Here is a 20,549-nt window from a genome sequence, read left to right as displayed (position 1 = left end):
TAAACGTCCTTGTTGTCTTAAATATTCTGACTACTGTTTTCGAAGACCGTAATTAAAGATTCATCCAAATAGGGACCGATCTCGCTAAAATCGTAAATGCTATTTATGTTCTTATTGCTAATGATCCTTCTGCATTTTAATTTAGTTAAAAATGAATCACTACTAGCAACGGTGAGAATATCTTGTTCAAGATCTCCAGCTAGTTTTTCAACCAATTTAGATTCTAACCTTCGCGAAATACTCTCAAAAGAAGGCAAATTTTCTTCGTTAGTGTTATCGACCCAATCTTTGGTCCTTGTTAGATGATTCTCTATTACCTCGAAAGTTTTTTCAATTTTTATGTTTTTCTGCAATCGGTAAGCAAGTATTGGGTCATGTTTTGAAAGCTCTAAAATAGCGCTGTCAAACTGAGAGGAGAAATCTACTCGCAGTTCTTCCTTCATATCAATGATTAACGAATTAAATGCTTTCTCAAGGGCAATTCGTAGCTCTGCTTCGAATGCTGATTTATCTTTAGGCGAGAATGCTTGGTCATTCAATTTCTCTAAATACAGCTTCAAGTAACCGTCAATCGCGCGATCTGTATTAATTACTGAATTGATAAATACATTGCGTAACTCAAGGAGTAAATAAATTATTGTTCGATTACTTTCTTTTTTTCTCTCTGAATTTTCCATATATATGTTGCTAAGGCTACTAAAATAGTTGCACTAGCGGTAATAAAGGATCCTAAAATCTTAAGTTCTATCATGTAACTCTCGTGCGATAAACTCATCAACTAAAGATGCTAACAAATGCAAAATTAGTTTTTGTTTATGAAGTAGATTAATAAGTATCAGCAATTTTGTAATACTGTGAAGATAGCGTTTTGCGCAGACTCTCTAAATTCACGACCAATTCTTGGTGTGTATGAAGGGTGGGGGGCTGATATTACAGTTGTTTTAAAATCGCCTTTTTGCAGGCTACCTACTGAAAACTTGAACGTTACTTTACCTCTCACTTCGTGATGCTGTATGTCTGTTAAGTTTGAAGAGTGTAGTAGCCAATTCTTTGATGATGGGCTATTAGAGCTCTTGGGAACAAGAACAACCTTTGGCTTGAAGTACTCTATTATCTGATTGTTCAGCTCGTAAGAAAACTGAATAGCTCTCTCTAAAAGCGCTTTATCGTATTTAGCCAACTGAGAAGTGAAGCTTTTAAAATCCTTACTTCCCCACAGCACTATGTTAGCCATGAGCGTTTTGTGTTCGCCAAACCGCTTATTGAATATTTCTGAGTAGAATTGCCACTTGTTGTTTGGCTTGTTAATAGGATCCCACAACGGGGCATTCACACCATCGCTATTTCTGTACGCTTCGCTGAAGTTGTCGTTCATGGCTTGTTGCACAAACCCCTCGTAGTGAGAAGGGGAGGAAGGAGTCAAAATAGCGTCGAGAGATTCAGGAACATTAGGATTTGAGCCTAACCAAATCACATCGACTGATTCGGTATTGAGCTTACTTAATACTTTTTCTGTCTCGATTTCTCCAAAGATAGAGCCTCTAAACGGTATCGAATAAGAGCCTGTACCTCTCTTGAGCGCTTTATTTTCTTGGTTTTCTACAAAATCAGAAATACTATTGTTTATTACTCCAAATATATTCAACGTCATGTCCCTATGATTTGCTAGCGTATTCTTGAGTGAGCGACTTTTTAAATTTTAGGTATGCTTTTTATGAACTAAAGATGCGGTAATGCTTATCTTGCTTCCAAGTGCATTGACTCGGTATAAGGTTAAATTTATCACATATCAAAGTTTGAAGCTCCCTGCTTTTTATCACGTTTCTGTCTGCATAAATGTTAAAGAATGTTGAGTCTCCAGAGTAGATTACTCTACCCCTGCTGATTTCTTGATATTCAACAGCAATGAGCTCAGGAAAACACGGAAGGTATATTCTATGCTCTTCCCACTCTACTAAATGGCTAAAGTCACTGTCATAGAGTGAAAGGCTATCAGGCTCTGCACTATTCAAAGGCATTGCTTTAGCAAGTACAGTCGACTTGTAGACCCAAAAAATACCAATATGAGGCAGCTTAGTTTTCATCTTGTATATCTCCAACATGTTGACGTCACCCAACTGTCTTGACAGAGATTTACAACCCTTTAATTATTTTAAATTTGCTGCTGACGTGAGCGCTATTCGCTTGCATGACATATCGTAATCAAAAGCGGAAAGCTAACTTCTTATCTTTACTCGAATAGGTAACGTTAATGTGCATTAACATGAACTATTTAACATGAAAGTAACTCTGCTACGGTTCTAGATCAGAAAGAGAATTATCACAATTATTATAGTGCCCCTTCATAGATTTCAGTCATCTGTGGAGCCTCTTCAGATTTTTAGGAAACCTCCCCTAAAGAAGCTTGCTATGCCAGGAATGAGTGGTTGTTAACAAACAAAGTATACTTCAGAATTCATACTCGAAGCGGTATTACTCTGCTAGAAACCTGATATTATTGGTCGTCAGATTGCTTTAGATATTAGTATTTTTCTTAGTCTACCTAACTGCTGAAAACATCATGCTGCGCAATCTAAAGATAAAACACATAAGAGCAGTGATCCCCGTTGTGACGCGGGGATAGCAGATTAAAACATGAACTTGCCAAGGTCAAAAAATGACCGGTATTTTTACGCGAAGCGACAACGTTTTTAGCCAAAAAGTTACAGTAAGGTATCTAGCGATATCGAGTTTCCGATATGCCTTTCTACTAGTCTATTGTACCGTTTATTCGAAAATGGAGCCTTAGATGATTTGGTGAACTCAAAGAAGCGATGCGAACCAACTTCATGCTCATAAGCATAGCATCACGGTTATGGCATGAGCCAGATAATATTTACTTTGTTGTTCATTGATGCGCTCACTGTAAGGAGATCAGATAGCAATTGGAAAAGCTACCTCTTGGGTCAACGGTGATTTTATCTTTCAGTATTGGACTTGCTTTTACACTTGTTGTAGGGGGTATTACAGGTTTTGGTACGAGCGAGACGCAATAATTGTGACAGGCTTATTGAAAATGCATTTTGTATTCTCCTATTCCTTCGGTGTACTTATTTTACATTGCCGGATTATGTATGAGCAGGCTTCGCAGTAGATTTCTGTTTTTCTGACAAGATTTAGCAACTTAATTGAAATACATGGCTTTTTAATACAGAGTTCCTCTTGTGAATCAGAAAGCTGACCATTTAGGCATTGACTACAATCATATTTTAAGAGAACATAGATTGCCAATAGAGGAATCTTGTGTTGAAAACGAATTACCGCATTAGCAAAAATCTAAAAGTGGTCTTAGCCGCTTTTTTGTTGTGCGCACAATTTTTGTTGATTGTGACTGACGCGTTTTCTATTGAACAAGACCACTTGTTTAGCAATGAATTATGTACTGAAAATACATTAATCGAACTGTCCGATGCTTACGATTTAGATGCGGGAAGTGATTGTGACCATTGTTGTTCTTGTCATGGTCATTTTACACACATAGCTTTTTACTTTGATATTGAAAGCTCGTTTCTAAAAAAGTTTCCCAATTTAGTCTCAGTTTATAGTGAAGCTACACCTAATCGTTTCATTAACCAAATAGAGCGTCCTCCAAGAATTTAATCCCTGTCGTTTTTCGTTTTTTCAACTGACTAGGATTATATATCATGAAAATTTCACAGTTTCCTGTGCGCAAACTTACGCGCGCCGGGATATTGACTAGTGCATTGATGCTATCTCAAGCCAATGCATTGGCAGAACAAGTAACTTTAGATGATGCAGTTCAACTTACTCTCAACCGTCATCCAAGCTTGTTGAAATTCAGACCTCTTACTAGAGCTCTTGAGGGAGATCGCCAACAAGCTTTGCTTTCTCCAGCTTACACCGTAGGTGCTAATCTAGAAAATGTGATGGGCACAAGTTCTACTTCGGGAGTTCAAGCAGCAGAAGCAACCATCTCTCTATCTTCAGTGTATGAACTTGGTGGAAAGAAGAGTGCAAGAACACTGGTTGTGGATGCCAGAGCTGCCCTTTTAGATTCAGAGCAGTATTCAATGTCTCTCTCACTACTTGGTGGGCTCACTCAGCAGTATATTCGCGTTCTGGCACAACAGGAGCGTCTGCAAATAGCTGAGCGAAGTGTGAGCTTAGCTGAAGATGCTCTTACTGTGATCACTAATAGAATAAAAAGTGGTGCAACGAATGATGCTGAATTGTTCAGAGCTAAATCGGCTTTAAATCAAGCGAAATTAGAACTTGCGACAGCAAAGGTGAATAAAGAAATAGCCCTGCAATCTCTCACACTATTCTGGCAGGGCAATTATGAAGATATCACGCTTACTGGTTCTTTAAATTCACCCGCTAAAAATTATTCCTACGAAACACTTTTTAACCAATTCTTATCATCATCGAATGCGGATTTACTAATTAAGTCACTTGACCTGAAGGACGCTGAAATTCAGTTGGCTAAGTCTGATAATACCGCAGACCTATCTTGGTCTGTTGGTGTTAGAAGGAATCAGGGAGCTCAAGATACATCGTTAGTTTTTGGTGCCTCAATTCCACTATTTGCTGAGAAAAGGAATTCGGGTGCAGTCAAATCTGCAATTGCTAGTAAGGAGGCGGAGTTATTAGAGCGAGACACCAAGTATCTCGATGTAAAAGCGATTCTATTTAAAGCAACGAAAAGCATAAATTTTAGTTCACAGGCAGCATTGCACCTGGAAAAAGAAGTAATGCCAGATTTGAAAAGAGCATTGGAGCTGACCAAGGAGGGCTATCAAAAGGGAATTTACACTTATCAAGAATGGTTTGCTTCACGTGATGCACTTCTCCAATCTCAACGGAGTCTCATCAACTATCGCGAAGCCACCCTGCTCAATGAAGCACTTATCGAACAATGGACAGGGCAATCTCTGAAATCATTCACTTTCAATCTCCAGGATTAATTATGCTAAAGCAAATTTTATTTTTATTTCTTATCGGCACTGTGACATCTATCGCGACCGCAAGTGAAGATGTCACCAATTCAAATGACAACCAAAATATATTCCAGAAAGGTAACATCGAAATAGAAGTAAGTATCGATGAAAGCCCCGAGGGCTCTGTAATTATTGCCTCGACTTTTGAAGATGGGAAGCCATTTATCCCTGATTCCTTTTCTATAGAGCTACAGAAGTTAGGTTCAAGCTCAGAAAAATTTGAGTTTCAAACTTCAGAGGGGGTTTTGCGGTCAATAAAAGCTCTGTCTGAACCTCATTCTTTTAGGGCTACTATTTATCTGACTGACAAAAGACGAAAGTATTCCTGGGAGTGGGAAAACTTCGAGGGAAGAACACAGATCTCAAGAGCATTAACTGAAAAGTTTCAATTAGCAACCTCCGAAGTTCAGAGTGGGACCATTGAAAGACATATCGAATTGTTGGGTACTCTTGTAATTCCACCCAAGAACAAGGCTGAAGTTAATGCGCGGTTCTCGGGAGTTGTAGAAACTCTCGCTTCGGATGTTGGTGACAGCGTGAAGGCTGGCGATGTAATTGCAAAAATTCAATCAAATGACAGCTTACAAACCTACATCGTGAAAGCGCCAATTTCGGGTACGGTAGTAAGTCGAAATGTTAATGTTGGGCAGTTGGTTACCAGTGAAACGCTTTATAAAATAGTCGACGCTGAAACGCTTTGGGCAGAATTGAAAGTATTTCCATCCAAGAGGGATACAATAAAGCAGGGCTCTTATATCCACATAAAAAAAGGTTCCCGACAGCAAGATGCAAAGGTCAAATTTCTCATTCCGTCAGGTTCACTTGAACCTTATCAGATCGCAATTGTTGAAATCACTAATACCGAAGGAGAATTCTCCCCCGGCGATATGGTTACAGGTGTAGTTGATGCTCAGAAAGTCGATGTTTCGCTTCGCGTTGAGAATGAAGCTATCCAATCAATGGATGGTAACTCAGTTGTATTTTTAAACGATGGTAACACGTTTCAAGCTGTCCCTGTCGAGCTGGGTATAAAAGATGACAACTTCACTGAAGTAAAGCGTGGCTTAATCGCTGGTCAAATTTACGTATCAAAAAATAGCTTTCTGATAAAAGCGGATCTTGAAAAATCCGGTGCCTCTCACGCTCACTAATCCTGGAGACGATAAATGATTGATAATATTATTCGTCTTTCAGTAGAAAGACGCTTTTTGTTTCTTGTTCTTGCACTAATCTTAATTGGGATCGGCGTTTGGAGCTACCAGCGATTACCTATTGATGCTGTACCAGATATTACAAATGTACAGGTTCAGATTAACACCAAAGCTCCGGGGTACTCACCATTAGAAGCTGAACAACGAATAACATTTCCTGTCGAAACAGCACTATATGGCTTGCCTAACTTATCCTATACACGTTCTATATCGAGGTATGGTCTTTCACAGATTACTGTTATTTTCGAAGAAGGAACGGATATCTTTTTTGCCCGAAATTTAATCGACGAAAGACTTGCTAACCTTAAAAGTGTTTTACCTGATGGCCTTGAGCCAGAAATGGGGCCAATCGCAACAGGGCTTGGCGAAATTTTCGTATATACACTGGAAGGGAAAGATGGAGCAACGTTACCCGATGGCTCGCCGGTCACACCTATGGCTTTAAGAGAGGTACAAGATTGGATCATTCGACCACAGTTAGCCCAGGTTCCGGGAGTAGTAGAAGTAAACACTATTGGAGGTTATGACAAGCAATATCACGTCAATCCCGACCCTGTAAAAATGCTGGAGATGGGAGTCTCGCTTAAAGACATTTCTGAAGCACTATATTTAAACAATGATAATGCTGGAGCAGGCTATATTGAGAAAAATGGCGAGCAACTTCTTGTTCGCTCTCCAGGTCAATTGACAGGGATAAAGGATATCGAAAATGTCGTAGTAGGAAAAAAAGGATCTGTTCCTGTTCTAATAAAAGATATTGGAACTGTAGGCTTGGGTAAGCAGCTGAGGACCGGTGCCGCTACAAGAAATGGTAAAGAGACAGTGATGGGAACGGTCATGATGTTGCTGGGAGAAAACTCAAGGGAAGTTGCAGCTTTAACTGCCAGTAAATTAACTGAAATTCAAAGATCGTTACCAAGCTGGGTAGTTACTGAACCCGCCTATGATCGAACTACACTGGTCGACAAAGCGATAAACACTGTGCAGAAGAACCTGCTGGAAGGAGCATTACTCGTAATTGTCATATTATTTTTACTATTAGGCAATATTCGAGCGGCTCTTATTACGGCTGCGATCATACCTATTGCTATGATGATGACAATCACTGGAATGGTCCAGAGAGGTGTTTCGGCAAATCTGATGAGTTTGGGGGCTTTAGATTTTGGTCTGATTGTCGATGGCGCTGTCATCATTGTTGAAAACTGTATTAGGCGCTTATCTGAAGCGCAACAGCATCACGGCAGACTTCTTCAACTCAAGGAACGTCTAGAAGAAGTGAAAATAGCAACGATTGAAGTAATCAGGCCCAGCTTATTTGGAGTCGGGATCATAACCGCTGTTTATCTGCCTATTTTTACTTTAACAGGCGTAGAGGGAAAGATGTTTCATCCCATGGCAATAACTGTTGTTATCGCTCTTATTGCGGCAATGATTTTGTCACTGACGGTAGTGCCTGCAGCGATCGCAATTTTCATGGGGGGAAAAATCAGTGAAAAGGAGAGTTTTTTAATACGTTGGGTGAAACTGGCTTACGAACCAGCACTTAGGGCTATTCTTAAATTTAAAGCTGCTGCTCTTGGGGCTGCACTAGCGTTTGTTGTCTTCTGCGGATGGTTGGCAACAACACTTGGGTCTGAATTTATTCCTCAACTGGATGAAGGTGATGTCGCTTTACAGGCTTTACGCATAACGGGTACCGGTCTAAACCAATCAATTCAAATGCAAGAATTACTTGAAGGTGCGCTGTTAGAAATTCCAGAGGTAGCGGTAGTCTTTGCGAAAATAGGTACACCAGAAGTCGCTACAGACCCAATGCCTCCTAATGTAGCCGATAGTTTTGTAATACTTAAACCTCGCTCAGAATGGCCTGATCCAGCTAAATCTAAATCGGATCTAGTGGCTGAAATTGAATCAGTCGCCTCAAAGCTTCCCGGTAATAACTATGAATTTACCCAACCAATTCAAATGAGATTTAATGAATTGATTTCCGGCGTAAGGGCTGATGTTGCAGTCAAGGTTTTCGGTGATGACTTAGAGCAATTGTTGGATTCTGCAAATAAGGTTGCTGAGATCGCTGAGTCGATACAAGGTGCCTCAGACACCCGAGTTGAGCAAGTTGCCGGCCTTCCTATGTTGTCCATATTACCAAAACGAGATGCTCTCGCAAGGTACGGTCTTAACGTAGCAGACATTCAAGCACTCGTTTCAACCAGCATAGGGGGTAAGGAATCAGGCATAATCTATGAAGGCGATCGTCGGTTTAAAATTGTAATCAGATTATCTGAAGAGTTGCGTACAAATATTGACAAATTAGAGAGCTTACCTGTTCGTGTCGGCAATAGTTTTGTACCGCTTGAAGAGGTAGCCACTCTCGAGTTAAAGCCGGCGCCTGCACAGATCAGCCGAGAGAATGGAAAGCGCAGAGTTGTCGTAACGACTAACGTACGAGGAACCGACCTAGGAGGATTTGTCGTTGATTTACAAAAAAGACTTAAATCCGATTTAAAAATGAAGGAAGGATATTGGTTAGAGTTTGGTGGTACCTTTGAACAACTGGAATCCGCCAGCAAACGGCTGACTTTAGTCGTTCCGGTTACGCTTGCGTTGATAGTTGGCATACTCATTATGGCGTTTGGGTCTGTTAAAGACGCATTGATAATTTTCACTGGTGTACCACTAGCCTTGACTGGAGGAGTACTGGCACTCTGGATTAGAGATATGCCTCTTTCAATTTCTGCGGGAGTAGGCTTTATCGCTTTGTCCGGGGTCGCGGTTTTGAATGGACTAGTGATGGTCGCATTCATCAGACAACTCTGGCAGGAAAATGGTGATATTTATACTTCAGTAATTCGAGGGGCCATAATCCGGCTTCGACCTGTTTTGATGACTGCGTTAGTGGCCAGCTTAGGCTTTGTTCCCATGGCACTTAATACAGGAACAGGTGCTGAAGTACAAAGACCGCTCGCCACTGTAGTCATTGGGGGAATTATATCGTCAACTTTACTGACACTGTTTATATTACCTGCGCTTTATCAGCTCGCACATAACAAACGCAACTCTTAATCAAATTTTACGCCCGGTATGTTCCGGGCGCACCGGAGCCTCTATGACTCATAATCATTCAAATAGCTCAAACAAAATTGGGTGGGCTTTTCTATTAAATTTCAGCTTCACAATTATTGAATTTATTGGCGGCTGGCTAACGAACAGCACTGCTATAATGGCAGATGCTGTTCATGATCTCGGCGATTCAGTTTCTATTGGAAGCGCCTGGTGTCTCAATAGGTTAGGAGAGAGAGAGGCCGATGAAAATTTCACATATGGGTACAAGCGACTCAGCCTGTTAGGGGCATTTATTAACGGAGCCGTACTTATCCTTGGCTCAATCTGGGTATTATCAGAAGCCATTCCTCGAGTATTAGACCCGGTCGTTCCAAATACAGAAGGCATGATATTACTTGCGATTCTAGGTGTCGCTGTAAACGGCTTTGCTGTGTATAAACTCCAGGGAGGAAATACCCTAAACGAGAGAGTGTTGAACTGGCATTTATTGGAGGACGTTTTAGGCTGGGTTGCTGTATTAATTATTGCCATAGTAATGCAATTTGTCGACTGGCCAATTTTAGACCCCCTACTTTCGATTGGCTTTACGCTTTTTATATTGTTTAATGTAATTCGAAACTTATTAGCAACCTTAAAATTATTTTTGCAAGGTGTTCCAGAGAAAAACTTATACAAACAAGTGTTAGATGAACTCCGGAGTGTTGATAGAGTTGAATATATCCATGACTTAAAAATTTGGTCACTTGACGGAGAACACAATGTTATTACTATACGCGTTGGCAGTGCCTTAAAGACAGTTGAAGAATACAAGTTATTGAAGCTTGATATTTATGATAGCTTGGCCATGTTTGACTTCAGTTACAGCACAGTTGAAATAGAGTTTACTGACGAGCATTCTGCAGTTAATGAGGAGGTGAGATGAAATTCCATTACTCATTAACAATGATAGTCGACAGTAATTCAAGTTTTAATACTAAGCTAAAATTTTATTTGTGACACATTGTCTACAATCATGACTATAGATTTTCATGGAACTTTTTAGTTTGTTCCCCTCATGATTAAATTTTTTGTTAAACTGTAAGGAGAGTGTGATAGATAATAATGCGTAACTAAAGTGGTAAGAGGCAAGATTGAACACGTACCTTCGACATCAACGTTTCTTTCGTGCTCTTACGAGATGTTGAAAATAAAATATAGAGACATTAATGAAATTTATAAGTAACTATAAGATGAGCTTCTTATTTTTTATTAGTGGTATTCTGTGTTTAATCGCTTATAACATAAAAGGCTCGAGTATAGATGAAAATGGTTTTTTGGTTGAATCGTTTGGCTTCATTCCTATATTTTGGCTATTTGAGCTGATGGCATCGCTGACTTTTGCTTTCACTTTCATTAAACTTAAAAAAAATCAGCGAAAGTAAAAGCACGCGAAGAACTTTTTCTAACTGACAATTTTGCTTTGCGATTTGCTATGCAACTCCTGGCTAGTAATTGAAAACTGAACCCAAAGGTTGTTGGGTATTGCCTTTTAGTTATATCAGACTTTAACTTCTTATATTAAAGCTCGCTAATTATTGGCTTTCTATTCTTTTATACACATTGATGAATTTGCACAGTTGGACCCATGTCAGTGCGGTACCTCATCGGTGAGTCAACAGTCTCAAATCAAAAATATCTACACAATGTAGCTAACCACAACAGTGATGAAATTGCGATCGTCACTAAAACAGCCGCTGAGCCTAAATCTTTAGCTAAGCCTGACAGTGGGTGAATCTCTTTTCCAATACGGTCAATAGTTACTTCAATTGCAGTATTTATAATTTCAGCGAACAAAACGAAGAGTATGGAGGAAAGTAAAATCGCCTTTTCCATATAAGGAATTGACCAAAATGCAAGCACTCCCGCCGCTAAGATAAGTAAGATAAGTTCTTGCCGGAACGCTGACTCGTTTTTAACAAGCCATGATATAGCTCGAACTGAGTTTTTCATTGCTAATACAATACGCAACATGCCCTTTGGTTTGGCTTTAGGGTCGAAATGCATTTTTGATGTGGTTTCGTCTATGACTCGCATTTTCGTAAAATATCCTGAGTGGGTTGGTAGGTGCTGCTTTGCACATTAGTAAGACCAAGTAATGTGTCAAAAAGGTTGTCATGCGAATAAGGATGACTGGACAACGACCTTACGCAATCACTGTATTCAGGTTGGCTAAACTTGGAGGCCCAATAAACCATTGGTACATGAGTTTGCTCAACAGGCGCTAAATTATAAGGGAAACCGTGTAAATAAAGCCCTTTTTCTCCCAATGACTCACCATGATCCGATAGATAAAGCATCGACGAATTAGGAATAGTGGAAAGCTGTTCAATAATCTGGCCTAGCACGTAGTCTGTGTATGCAATAGTATTATCGTACGTATTTGTCAGCTCTGCCTCTTCACAATTTTGAATATCACTTCTGGGACAGTCAGGCACGAACTTAGCAAATTTCTCTGGGTATCTCCGGTAATAGGTAGGCCCGTGTGAGCCAATCATATGTAAGACTATAACTCTATGTTCTTTAGATGGTCTTGAAAGAGTTTCTCTTAAAAGGTCAATAAGTACCTCATCATAACAATAATCTCCATCGCACAACTTGGGAACTCTTGACGGGTTGAAGTCTATAGTCTCTACCCTCTTGCATACTCCTTTACAGCTACTGTTATTGTCAATCCAAGTCACGTCAACACCTGCACGATGAATGATGTCTAAAACATTGTCCTGACTGTCTGCGATACGCGAATCATAATTTTCTCGTGAAAGTCTTGAGAACATACATGGCACAGAGACTGCGGTAGCAGTGCCGCAAGATGTCACCTTGCTAAAACTGATTGCACCTGCGTTCTGGATATTAGGCGTAGTACGCCTCGAATAGCCGTTGCTTGAAAACTTGTCAGCTCTGGCCGTTTCGCCAACCACAAACACTGTAGTAGACGGATGTATATCAGCATTCCCTTTTATGTAGGGACGCTTGTCTAATACTTTGTAGGGGAAAGGCGGATAGAAGTAAGTGTCCCGAAGGTACTTGTACCCTGAATCATAAAAGGCGTAGGGAATAATATACTTCGTTAGATCTTTGTTATTTCTGCCGACAGCTGCATAGCTCTTAAAAAGGAACGTGGCTATAATTGCAATACCCAATAAAGCTAATAAGTTCAGCACTAGAAGGTGCTTGATTCGAGCCTTGAGCTTTCCATTTATTTCCAGATTAAAAATCGCAAATACAGGGATTAATCCCAGTATAGAGAAGAATAAAAAAAGTGTTGAATTTAGATAAGAAAAGGCTTCACCAGAATTTGTTTCCATTACATTCTGTATCATGCTCTTATCGAAAATGACACCATAGGCCAAGGTGCCGTAAAGTAGAATAGAACTTACAACGAAAGCAATTGCAACGGTGGTGCGCGGCAAAAATAGGGCACCAAAAAGACTTAGAAAAATAATATTAAAAAAGGTTAGCAAGAGCGGTACAGAGAGAAAAAACACCCACTCATTCAATGTTACAGGGGCTACAACTTCATAAACAGCGGACAAAAATGGTATGTTAAATATTGCTGCGATAAACAATGAAGAAAGTAAAATGAACTGAGCTGATGTAGGATTGAAATTTAGTGTTCTTGGAAATTTCACAATAAGGTTCTCGTGTACTTCTTAGCACATAAGTTACCTGTCTAAACTTAAATAACGCTTAAGAAAAACTGTAGAATGAAAATTCTCGCATTATTTTTTAATTGTATGAAAACATGTACCTCACGTAACGGGCCTATCTGGGATATAACTAAAGATCTCAGTCGCAGTTTTCGTAAGCGGACACTTTTCGGTTAATGCCTCGTGCGATAATAGTACCCAGTGGGCGCGATGTGCATACCCTACAGACGTTGCCATTTCTTTTTTAAAACAACTATTGCGTACATGTTTTTCATCGACGAGGATGTATCTTCCCTTTTCAGTCTTATCCAGCCACTGGTAGGCGGCAGACAATTGCTGATCAACAGGGGTATGATACCCAAAATGAGTGATGGGATAAGGCGAGAAGAGAATGAACTGTTCAGAAAAATCAACAAGTGCAATAGTTGCATCATGTTTACCAATTTCTTTTTCAATATTTGCAAATACGCTTTTAGGGGTTTTTACATCTTCAAGTAAAGTGTAACCCCAAGTAGCGTACATGCCCCAAAGAGTACACAAGAAATAGGGCCAGACTTTCCAGTGCTTCCCTCTAGTAGTGATCACCGTAACCAGACACGTCAGTCCCCCCGTTACTAAAAAAAACATCCACGGAGAAAGCCCGAACTTTTCTTCTAACTTTAGGGCGAATGATGCTTTTACTATGCCGGAAAAACCAAACCCCAATAAGCCTACTGATAGTAAAAATACAACGCCCCACAAAAGCCAGGAAAATACTTTCTTATTAACAACTGAATCAAAGTAAGGCGCAGAGATCAGTGCCAGCATCGGCAATGCGGGTAAGATGTACACCCCCCGTTTACCAGGACTTACACTGAAGAAAAGCAGAACAAGTACAATCCAAACCAATGGTAAGTATATGCGGGCATCACCTTTTTTGATTGCGCGATACCAACATGGGATGAGCCATGGGAGAGCGATGCTAATTGGCAACCAGAATAATGGAATAACCTCTACGAGGTAATACCAGAACGGCTTTATGTGATGCCAGGAATCAGCATATCGAGTGACCGTTTGCCTGAAAAGAATATTATCTCTATATAGAGCAAGTGATGTGTTGTGGCTATTTTCGACCAATATCAACATAGGTATAAACCATAGTGATATAGCCAGTAACATCACCACTGCACCCATTATCCACGGTAATACGGACTTTTTAGTTTGCTTCTTAGCTATGACCCGCTGAGGCCAAAAGTGTCGATGTATCAAGTATGGTATCAGCATCAGGACTGGTAAAAATCCGACCCCTTTTGTGATGACGCCAATTCCCATGAAGAAAAAGGCGAGGTAATACCAACGCCATCGCCTTTCAACTAAGAAAAAGCGCAAAAGACCATAGCATCCGATTGTTATCCAGCAGCAGACCATTGCGTCTATCTGTGCAGACTTGGCTTGAAGCAAAAATTGAAAACTCAATAAAAGAAGTGACGTTGCGATCAGCGCCTCTTTTGTACTCCACAGTCGTTTTGAGATGTCATACACCAAAAAAAGTGTGAGTAGGCTGCATAAAGCAGATGGGAGCAGAAAGGCAATCTTAATTGACCCGAATAGCGCAAAGAAAAAAGCGATAGACCACATAAACACAGGTGGTTTATCAGGATAAAACTCTCCCGCTCTGGCTGGAAAGAACCACTGACCTGTTTCAACCATTTCTTTTGCAACTTGTGCAAAACGAGGTTCGTCAGCAGGCCAGGGATCTCTTAACCCAAGCCCGATAAATATCAACACGCTAGCCAGTACAAAAAGCCAGAAAGTATAATTTGGGTGCTTGTTCTTATGTTTAATGGCTAGGCTCGTCTGATTCATTGCTACATTTGCTGCTTTTTGTGAGAGAACGAAGAGTTTTATCGTCATTATGTTGACGATGATAAACCTTAAAAAGATATGCGCTTAGCAAGCTGGAAATCCCAAATAATAGGGCGCTTATGATTATTTTAAGTTCAGAGTTGACTAATACACCCTTACCCATTAATGCAAAAACCGCCATTTGAGGGATGTAGCCAATAGTAGACCCAAAAATAAAAGAGCGTCGTGGAATCTTTGAAACGCCAGCAAAAATGTTTGTGAGTAGATTATTCCCTATTGGCAACAGTCTAATGATAACGGACTTAAGAAAGGGAGAGCGAAGTAGAAAGTGGTCTAACTTGCGCACTCGCATTTCAAAGTGTTGAATAATAATCGGTCTAGCGAAATACCGGGACACTGCCATAACTGTTGCACAGCTGAGCGTAGCTGCTAATGTTGAATAGATGACACCTTCAGCAAATCCAAAGGCATACCCCCCCATAAATGCGACTAACTGGCGTGGAAGTCCGATAGTAAGTAAAAATACTGAGACGGCTAAAAATTTGGCTATCCCTGTCACTCCATTATCACGGGTATGATTGTCTATCCACTCCTGATTAAATGCGTCAAATGAGGGGGAGAGCGAAATCAAATGACTAAAAAACAGAATGGCAAGTACCAGAATGAAGAAACGAAGGAGACTGGAATTCAATTAGATACTCTCTTCATTTTCTAAGATGACATCATTAAGTTTATTACGTTTCTGAAGCCAATAAACTCCTGCCATATCAATTAGTCCAACCCCAAGCCGCCCTAACATATTATATTTTGATTTTCCGAATTGCCTGTCTCTGTGATTCACTTCAACAACTTTAATGATCCCACCTTGTCGTCGGATCAGTGCTGGCAGAAAACGATGCATATGATCAAAATAGGGTAAATCGAGGAATGTTTGTTTTGGAAAGACCTTTAACCCACATCCGGTGTCAGGTGTATCATCATTAAGAAGTTTACTTCTTACAGAATTTGCTAGTTTTGACTGAAATCTTTTCCAAGCTGTATCCTTTCTGTTTTTACGGTGACCAGCAATGCAAAAGTGACTCCCTAACGGAAATTGAGAGGCCATAGTCAGGAGGTTTGGTATATCAGAGGGATCATTCTGCCCATCCGCATCAAGTGTTACTACAAGTTCTCCATCAGCATGGCTCACCCCTGTCCAAATAGCTGTACTTTGTCCCACCGAGTGCTTATGCCGTAGTACGTTAACTTTGTCAAAGCCACTCGCTTTCAGGTAAAGCAAATTCTCAAATGTCTTATCCGTACTTCCATCATCAACATAGATGACTTCGAAGTTTGCTACACCTGTTAACGCTCTATAAATTTCCTCAATTAAGGGTTTTAAATTTTCTTCTTCGTTTTTTGCTGGTATTACAACTGAAATTCGCACGTAGCCCTCTGTCAAAGCCCCAAGATCAAGCAAATTCTATTTTCGACAGGAAAACTCTAACAAACGAAACTTAAGATACGCTTATGAAGAGTCATTTAATTGAGGTAATAATGTTCTAATCGCTCAGGAAGGAAGAAAGAGGCTGGTTAAGGAGGGAACGCTATAGGAGTGTGTTTCGACCAGCTATCGTAGTACTTTCGCCACGGCCTTGGCTTGCACTTACAATCACCTTGTCATGTTATTGCAAATATTTTGTCCTGAGGAACGCTTGCGGCCAAATAAGCCACAAAGTCAGTGCTTGAATCGGCATAAGCAGCGAAAAGTTTCCAGCCAGACTCCTTGTAAGGCTTTAGAATATTTAGTTTAAACGTTTTAAAAGCTTTTTCGCTAAGCCATCGAATTAGCTACCTGAATATCTCTATCTGGGAGATGGTAACGGGATAAAAAAGTGGAATGTTGAACTGGAAGTATACATTTCGCGCAGTCAGATAGATAATTTTGAAGCCTTTATCAGCGTATGCTTGAACACGTTCAGACGCATTTTCTCTTTCAGAAAAAATGCAGGCGTTACAGGGGATCAATGTTCCATCGATGTCAAAAATGACAGCTTTGTCACTTTTACCATTGGGGGGAGAAATTTCTGTAGAGGTTATTGAGCACCCACAAAGTAGCAGCGCTGATATAAAATAAGCCTTCATCGTTAGTCACAAGACTGTTATTAATATGAACAAAATATCGAGATAAACTTAAGAGCTATTGAAGTAAATCAATCGATTTATGCTAAAAGAACCACGTATACGTAGGTTAACTATAAGCACCTTTTCAATAGCTTCTTCAGCAAATCCTAAGGTTGAGAAGGTATACTCAAATAACTTTAAAATTGACATTCAAATTATGAGAATACTTCTGATAGAAGACTCTTTATCATTGAGAAACAGTTTGAGCTTAGGCTTGGAAAAATTGGGCTATTCAGTCGATACTGCTGGCACTGGCTCTGAGGGATTGAGTATGGCGTTGCTTGGTAGCTACGAAATAATCATCCTTGATATGATGCTACCTGAGTTGGACGGTATGACTATTCTTAAAACGTTACGAAAAAGACATTTAGAAACAAAGGTTATCATCTTATCTGCGCGATCTGAGTCTGAAGACAAGGTAGCGGGGCTATTGGCAGGTGCTGACGACTACCTTTCTAAGCCGTTCTCGTTTGACGAATTGACTGCTAGACTACTTAGCTTGATGAGGAGAGGTGCGGTAAATTGTCTCAATGACCAAGTTACTATCAACAGTTTGACACTCAATATCCAGTTTAAAACGCTTTCATACAATAATGGCATTATCAACCTGACCCCGAATGAGTACAAAATTGTTGAATGTATTTTTCTCAATAGACACAAGATAGTTACCTCAGAAATGCTGAGTGAATTTATTTCTGGAAGCTATGACCATATCTCAAAAAATGCTATTGAAGCTCACCTTTCCTCAGCAAGGAAAAAAGTAAGAGAAAGCGGCGCGTCTCTACCCATTAAAAGTAAACGTGGTTTTGGTTACAGAGTTGTAGAAGCTAATGAAATCAATACGTAAAACATTAACACGAAGACTTTCTATTATTATTTCACTGTTAGTCATTGCCGTTTTACTTGCAGCAGATATTGGCGTCGATTCCTGGATCGAACAAGAATTCAACCAGGCTATGAAGGCAAAAGTAGGTATGCTTCAGAGCTTGGTAAATGAAGATGTCGAGGGTGTGGAGTTCGAATTTGCAGGTGAGTATTTGCCTGAGTTTGAAGGGACATCTTCCCCCGAGTATTTTCAACTTTGGTACAAAGACTCAACGTTTGAAAAATCAGATACTCTGGCGCTTTATACCATCAATGAATTGCCTTACAGCAGCATTGGCCTGGATGAATATTCTTTCCAGGATATTACTCTGCCCGATGGCCGTACGGGTCGGGTAATTTACACTCGATATATACCTCAGATTGATTCTGAAGACAGAGCTGGATTTTATCGCGTCATGGATAAGGGTAACGATACTCGCCCGTCAATGGTTATCGCGTACGCAACATCTACAGAATTGTTAAATTTCACGTTGTGGTTTATCGATGGTGCTTTTCTATTTGCATTAATTATCGTGCCGCTAGTTGTTCGATTTACAGTGCGTAACACTGTGGCTTATGCTCTGGCACCCTTGGATGCCTTAAATGCCAAGATAAAAGGACTACGATTTACCACTAGGCAAAAACACGAAGCTTTTCAAAATAATGTCGAGGAATTGGAACCCATTACCCAAAGTTTGAATCACTTTATTGAAGATAATTATTCGCTTTACCTGCGTGAGAAGAGGTTGACTTCGGATATCGCACACGAGCTAAAAACACCAGTCTCTGAATTAATAAATATGACTGAAGTAGCAATTAAGTTTCCAGGAGAAATAAGATTAGAAAAAGATTTTAAGCCACGTGTTTTGCAAATAGGCACAAGAATGAAAAATATTATTTCTGGCCTTATGTTAATCCAAAAATATAGTTTTAAGACCCTAGAGCTAACTGATGAGATAGATATCCACAAATTAGTAACTCAACTTATTCAGATAAAAGAAGCAAGAAATGTTAAGGTAGAGATTAGCTCCAATTTTCAGTTAAGCGTCAAGAGCAATCGCGTTGCAGTAGAATCGATAATAAGTAATCTGATAGATAACGCTATAGAACACGGAAAAACTGATACAGAAATACTTGTGAACTTAGGTGTAAATAGTTCTAGTAATGTTTACCTCAGAGTGACAAATAAGGTGGGGACAGAGGTTAATGAGGATGATCTAAAGCATATGTTTGAACCGCTTTGGCAAAAAGATGCTTCTAGAACATCTGAAGATAACTTTGGGCTAGGTCTTTCTATAGTAGATGCATTGTGCGACGCTGTATGTGCAGAAGTTTCTGTAACCAAAACTGCCGAAGAAGACATATCGTTTTTGTTGACTTTTAAAAATGAAACTATTGGTCCGTAATCTTTGGCAGGCTTAAGTTACTGTAACCTTAGCCTTAATATCACTCCTGAAAAGAGAGACTGCGACTTAGCAAGAGAATAAAAATAGGGTAATGAAACGTAACCTAGCTTTCGAATTTGGTATGTAGTAGAGATCAAAAAAGTTTTCGGCCACCTGTTCCTTGTCACGGATAATTGCTGCTGGAACAAGTCAATGCTTCCATTCAACTCATTGGGCGTACAACGATAAAATGACTTTACGATTTTTTTGCAGAGTTCTATCAAGAAACTGTTGAAAAACACTTGCTGACAATAGGTTATCCTAATATAGATTAACGTTACCTGTCTCAATGAATGTCCCGAGATCGATGAAATAATTAGAAACAGCATAAAAATGTTATTCAATTGATACTAGGGAAGATCCGAATAAGTTCCTAACGTGAGATCATGACTGCATGTTAAGTTACATTTTCTACTGCTCGTGAGCCAACAGTTAATTATTGCCAGTAGTCAGCTAAAGCAAGCGCTGATAGCCCTATAAAGAGGTTTTCCTATCACGGATAGACAACTTATTACCGTGCTCACAATTGATAGAAGTGATTGAACTTTTTTATCCTAAAGCTGATATTAATCGCCTTATTCATATGCAGAAAAATAAGTGAAACAGAGAGTATCTATAACCGCGGGGCGAAAGTCACTTATCGACCAGCGCTTGAGTGGCGCTTGAGTGGCGCTTAAGTTGAAATCGCTGAAGTGAGTTTGTGCCTCAACGATTTAAACAGAATATCTGATTTCTCTTTCAAGTTACCGGTGAATTTATATTTATCGGGTGTGTTTATTTATATAGCTCCTCAAGCCTCCTCAATTTTCTAGTATTTCTGGTTAGCCCCCGTTATAACGTTAATGGAACTGGACAAAAGGAAAGTATTGTGGCGGCTACTTAAAGCGTTCAAGTTCTACCGCAGTATCTGAATTATAGAGTTAGAGACGCGCCCAAAAATTTGCATGGTTGTAGGCAATCTCCCTCATCATGACTATTTCCTAAATTCTGCCGATGAACGGGCTATTCTAATTACAAATCAGCCTCAACTGTTTACCAATTCGCGAAAATCCATTATTCTCCATATTGGTTATGTTTAATGCTTAAGAAATGTTTAAATCCATATCAAAAGTAATATTAGTGTTTACAGTGCTATCTGCCCTCGTCGGGCAAGCGATGGCTGTAGATACTATGAGTTTTGAAATGGCTATTGACAACAAACATTACAATAGTAATTCTGAATCGAATTGCTCTACGAACATGAGCCATGGTATGAGAGTAGATTCTAGCAGTTCG

The 20,549-nt window shown here is 39.8% G+C and carries 17 protein-coding genes; 8 read left to right on the top strand and 9 right to left on the bottom strand.

Annotation, left to right across the window (positions count from 1 at the left end; all coding sequences use genetic code 11):
- Positions 1-17: 17 nt before the first annotated feature.
- The 3 genes from ACTRWF_RS17830 to ACTRWF_RS17820 all read right to left on the bottom strand — a co-directional run bounded on the left by ACTRWF_RS17830 (position 18) and on the right by ACTRWF_RS17820 (position 2,084).
- Positions 18-677, bottom strand: a complete 660-nt coding sequence (locus ACTRWF_RS17830) for a hypothetical protein (RefSeq protein WP_462835963.1) — start codon at positions 675-677, stop codon at positions 18-20.
- Positions 678-835: 158 nt separating this feature from the next.
- Positions 836-1,651, bottom strand: coding sequence for a hypothetical protein (locus ACTRWF_RS17825; RefSeq protein WP_015066024.1), 816 nt, complete (start codon positions 1,649-1,651; stop codon positions 836-838).
- A 61-nt stretch (positions 1,652-1,712) separates the two neighbouring features.
- On the bottom strand, positions 1,713-2,084 hold the full coding sequence (locus ACTRWF_RS17820; protein ID WP_232363010.1) for a hypothetical protein: 372 nt from the start codon (positions 2,082-2,084) through the stop codon (positions 1,713-1,715).
- 1,198 nt (positions 2,085-3,282) lie between these two features.
- Between ACTRWF_RS17820 and ACTRWF_RS17815 the strand changes: the two genes are divergently transcribed.
- The 6 genes from ACTRWF_RS17815 (at position 3,283) to ACTRWF_RS17790 (ending at position 10,692) form a co-directional block, all read left to right on the top strand.
- Complete coding sequence (locus ACTRWF_RS17815; RefSeq protein ID WP_223866653.1) at positions 3,283-3,639, top strand: hypothetical protein; 357 nt, start codon at positions 3,283-3,285, stop codon at positions 3,637-3,639.
- A 44-nt stretch (positions 3,640-3,683) separates the two neighbouring features.
- A complete protein-coding gene (locus tag ACTRWF_RS17810) occupies positions 3,684-4,964 on the top strand; it encodes a TolC family protein (RefSeq protein WP_015066027.1) in 1,281 nt (426 codons plus the stop codon).
- Between the two features lie 2 nt (positions 4,965-4,966).
- Positions 4,967-6,148 (top strand): efflux RND transporter periplasmic adaptor subunit, encoded by a 1,182-nt coding sequence (locus ACTRWF_RS17805; RefSeq protein ID WP_020742699.1) that lies wholly within the window; start codon positions 4,967-4,969, stop codon positions 6,146-6,148.
- 15 nt (positions 6,149-6,163) lie between these two features.
- Positions 6,164-9,271, top strand: a complete 3,108-nt coding sequence (locus ACTRWF_RS17800) for an efflux RND transporter permease subunit (protein ID WP_012516886.1) — start codon at positions 6,164-6,166, stop codon at positions 9,269-9,271.
- 43 nt (positions 9,272-9,314) lie between these two features.
- Positions 9,315-10,193, top strand: a complete 879-nt coding sequence (locus ACTRWF_RS17795; RefSeq protein WP_012516887.1) for a cation diffusion facilitator family transporter — start codon at positions 9,315-9,317, stop codon at positions 10,191-10,193.
- Positions 10,194-10,476: 283 nt separating this feature from the next.
- Positions 10,477-10,692: a DUF3955 domain-containing protein gene (locus tag ACTRWF_RS17790; protein WP_012516888.1), complete on the top strand. Its 216-nt coding sequence runs from the start codon at positions 10,477-10,479 to the stop codon at positions 10,690-10,692.
- Positions 10,693-10,936: 244 nt separating this feature from the next.
- Here the strand turns inward: ACTRWF_RS17790 and ACTRWF_RS17785 are convergent, their stop codons facing one another.
- The 6 genes from ACTRWF_RS17785 to ACTRWF_RS17760 all read right to left on the bottom strand — a co-directional run bounded on the left by ACTRWF_RS17785 (position 10,937) and on the right by ACTRWF_RS17760 (position 16,926).
- A complete protein-coding gene (locus ACTRWF_RS17785) occupies positions 10,937-11,344 on the bottom strand; it encodes a diacylglycerol kinase (RefSeq protein ID WP_015066029.1) in 408 nt (135 codons plus the stop codon).
- Positions 11,332-12,939 carry a phosphoethanolamine--lipid A transferase gene (locus ACTRWF_RS17780; protein ID WP_462835962.1) on the bottom strand — a complete coding sequence of 536 codons (1,608 nt, stop codon included), beginning with the start codon at positions 12,937-12,939 and terminating at the stop codon, positions 11,332-11,334. The genes ACTRWF_RS17785 and ACTRWF_RS17780 overlap by 13 nt, the downstream gene beginning before the upstream one ends.
- Positions 12,940-13,059: 120 nt before the next feature.
- Positions 13,060-14,802: an ArnT family glycosyltransferase gene (locus ACTRWF_RS17775; protein WP_168534324.1), complete on the bottom strand. Its 1,743-nt coding sequence runs from the start codon at positions 14,800-14,802 to the stop codon at positions 13,060-13,062.
- Complete coding sequence (locus tag ACTRWF_RS17770) at positions 14,777-15,493, bottom strand: TVP38/TMEM64 family protein (protein WP_012516895.1); 717 nt, start codon at positions 15,491-15,493, stop codon at positions 14,777-14,779. The genes ACTRWF_RS17775 and ACTRWF_RS17770 overlap by 26 nt, the downstream gene beginning before the upstream one ends.
- Positions 15,494-16,228, bottom strand: a complete 735-nt coding sequence (locus ACTRWF_RS17765; RefSeq protein ID WP_061094012.1) for a glycosyltransferase family 2 protein — start codon at positions 16,226-16,228, stop codon at positions 15,494-15,496.
- Positions 16,229-16,632: 404 nt separating this feature from the next.
- Positions 16,633-16,926 carry an LNS2 domain-containing protein gene (locus ACTRWF_RS17760; RefSeq protein ID WP_043961311.1) on the bottom strand — a complete coding sequence of 98 codons (294 nt, stop codon included), beginning with the start codon at positions 16,924-16,926 and terminating at the stop codon, positions 16,633-16,635.
- 196 nt (positions 16,927-17,122) lie between these two features.
- Between ACTRWF_RS17760 and ACTRWF_RS17755 the strand changes: the two genes are divergently transcribed.
- Both ACTRWF_RS17755 and ACTRWF_RS17750 read left to right on the top strand, forming a co-directional pair.
- Complete coding sequence (locus tag ACTRWF_RS17755; RefSeq protein WP_168534320.1) at positions 17,123-17,812, top strand: response regulator transcription factor; 690 nt, start codon at positions 17,123-17,125, stop codon at positions 17,810-17,812.
- A complete protein-coding gene (locus ACTRWF_RS17750; protein ID WP_069945568.1) occupies positions 17,796-19,235 on the top strand; it encodes a sensor histidine kinase in 1,440 nt (479 codons plus the stop codon). The genes ACTRWF_RS17755 and ACTRWF_RS17750 overlap by 17 nt, the downstream gene beginning before the upstream one ends.
- Positions 19,236-20,549 lie beyond the last annotated feature (1,314 nt).

The organism is Alteromonas sp. G5_S2_22_S1 (assembly GCF_054968525.1).
The sequence above is the reverse complement of the archived record's forward strand: the minus strand, read 5'-3'. Positions and strand labels throughout refer to the sequence as shown.

Excerpts from the sequence above, each read along its gene's own strand:
- ACTRWF_RS17830 (WP_462835963.1), bottom strand. The coding sequence starts at position 677 with ATGGAAAATTCAGAGAGAAAAAAAGAAAGTAATCGAACAATAATTTAT.
- ACTRWF_RS17825 (WP_015066024.1), bottom strand. The coding sequence starts at position 1,651 with ATGACGTTGAATATATTTGGAGTAATAAACAATAGTATTTCTGATTTT.
- ACTRWF_RS17820 (WP_232363010.1), bottom strand. The coding sequence starts at position 2,084 with ATGAAAACTAAGCTGCCTCATATTGGTATTTTTTGGGTCTACAAGTCG.
- ACTRWF_RS17810 (WP_015066027.1), top strand. The coding sequence starts at position 3,684 with ATGAAAATTTCACAGTTTCCTGTGCGCAAACTTACGCGCGCCGGGATA.
- ACTRWF_RS17805 (WP_020742699.1), top strand. The coding sequence starts at position 4,967 with ATGCTAAAGCAAATTTTATTTTTATTTCTTATCGGCACTGTGACATCT.
- ACTRWF_RS17800 (WP_012516886.1), top strand. The coding sequence starts at position 6,164 with ATGATTGATAATATTATTCGTCTTTCAGTAGAAAGACGCTTTTTGTTT.
- ACTRWF_RS17795 (WP_012516887.1), top strand. The coding sequence starts at position 9,315 with ATGACTCATAATCATTCAAATAGCTCAAACAAAATTGGGTGGGCTTTT.
- ACTRWF_RS17790 (WP_012516888.1), top strand. The coding sequence starts at position 10,477 with ATGAAATTTATAAGTAACTATAAGATGAGCTTCTTATTTTTTATTAGT.
- ACTRWF_RS17785 (WP_015066029.1), bottom strand. The coding sequence starts at position 11,344 with ATGCGAGTCATAGACGAAACCACATCAAAAATGCATTTCGACCCTAAA.
- ACTRWF_RS17775 (WP_168534324.1), bottom strand. The coding sequence starts at position 14,802 with ATGAATCAGACGAGCCTAGCCATTAAACATAAGAACAAGCACCCAAAT.
- ACTRWF_RS17760 (WP_043961311.1), bottom strand. The coding sequence starts at position 16,926 with ATGAAGGCTTATTTTATATCAGCGCTGCTACTTTGTGGGTGCTCAATA.
- ACTRWF_RS17755 (WP_168534320.1), top strand. The coding sequence starts at position 17,123 with ATGAGAATACTTCTGATAGAAGACTCTTTATCATTGAGAAACAGTTTG.
- ACTRWF_RS17750 (WP_069945568.1), top strand. The coding sequence starts at position 17,796 with ATGAAATCAATACGTAAAACATTAACACGAAGACTTTCTATTATTATT.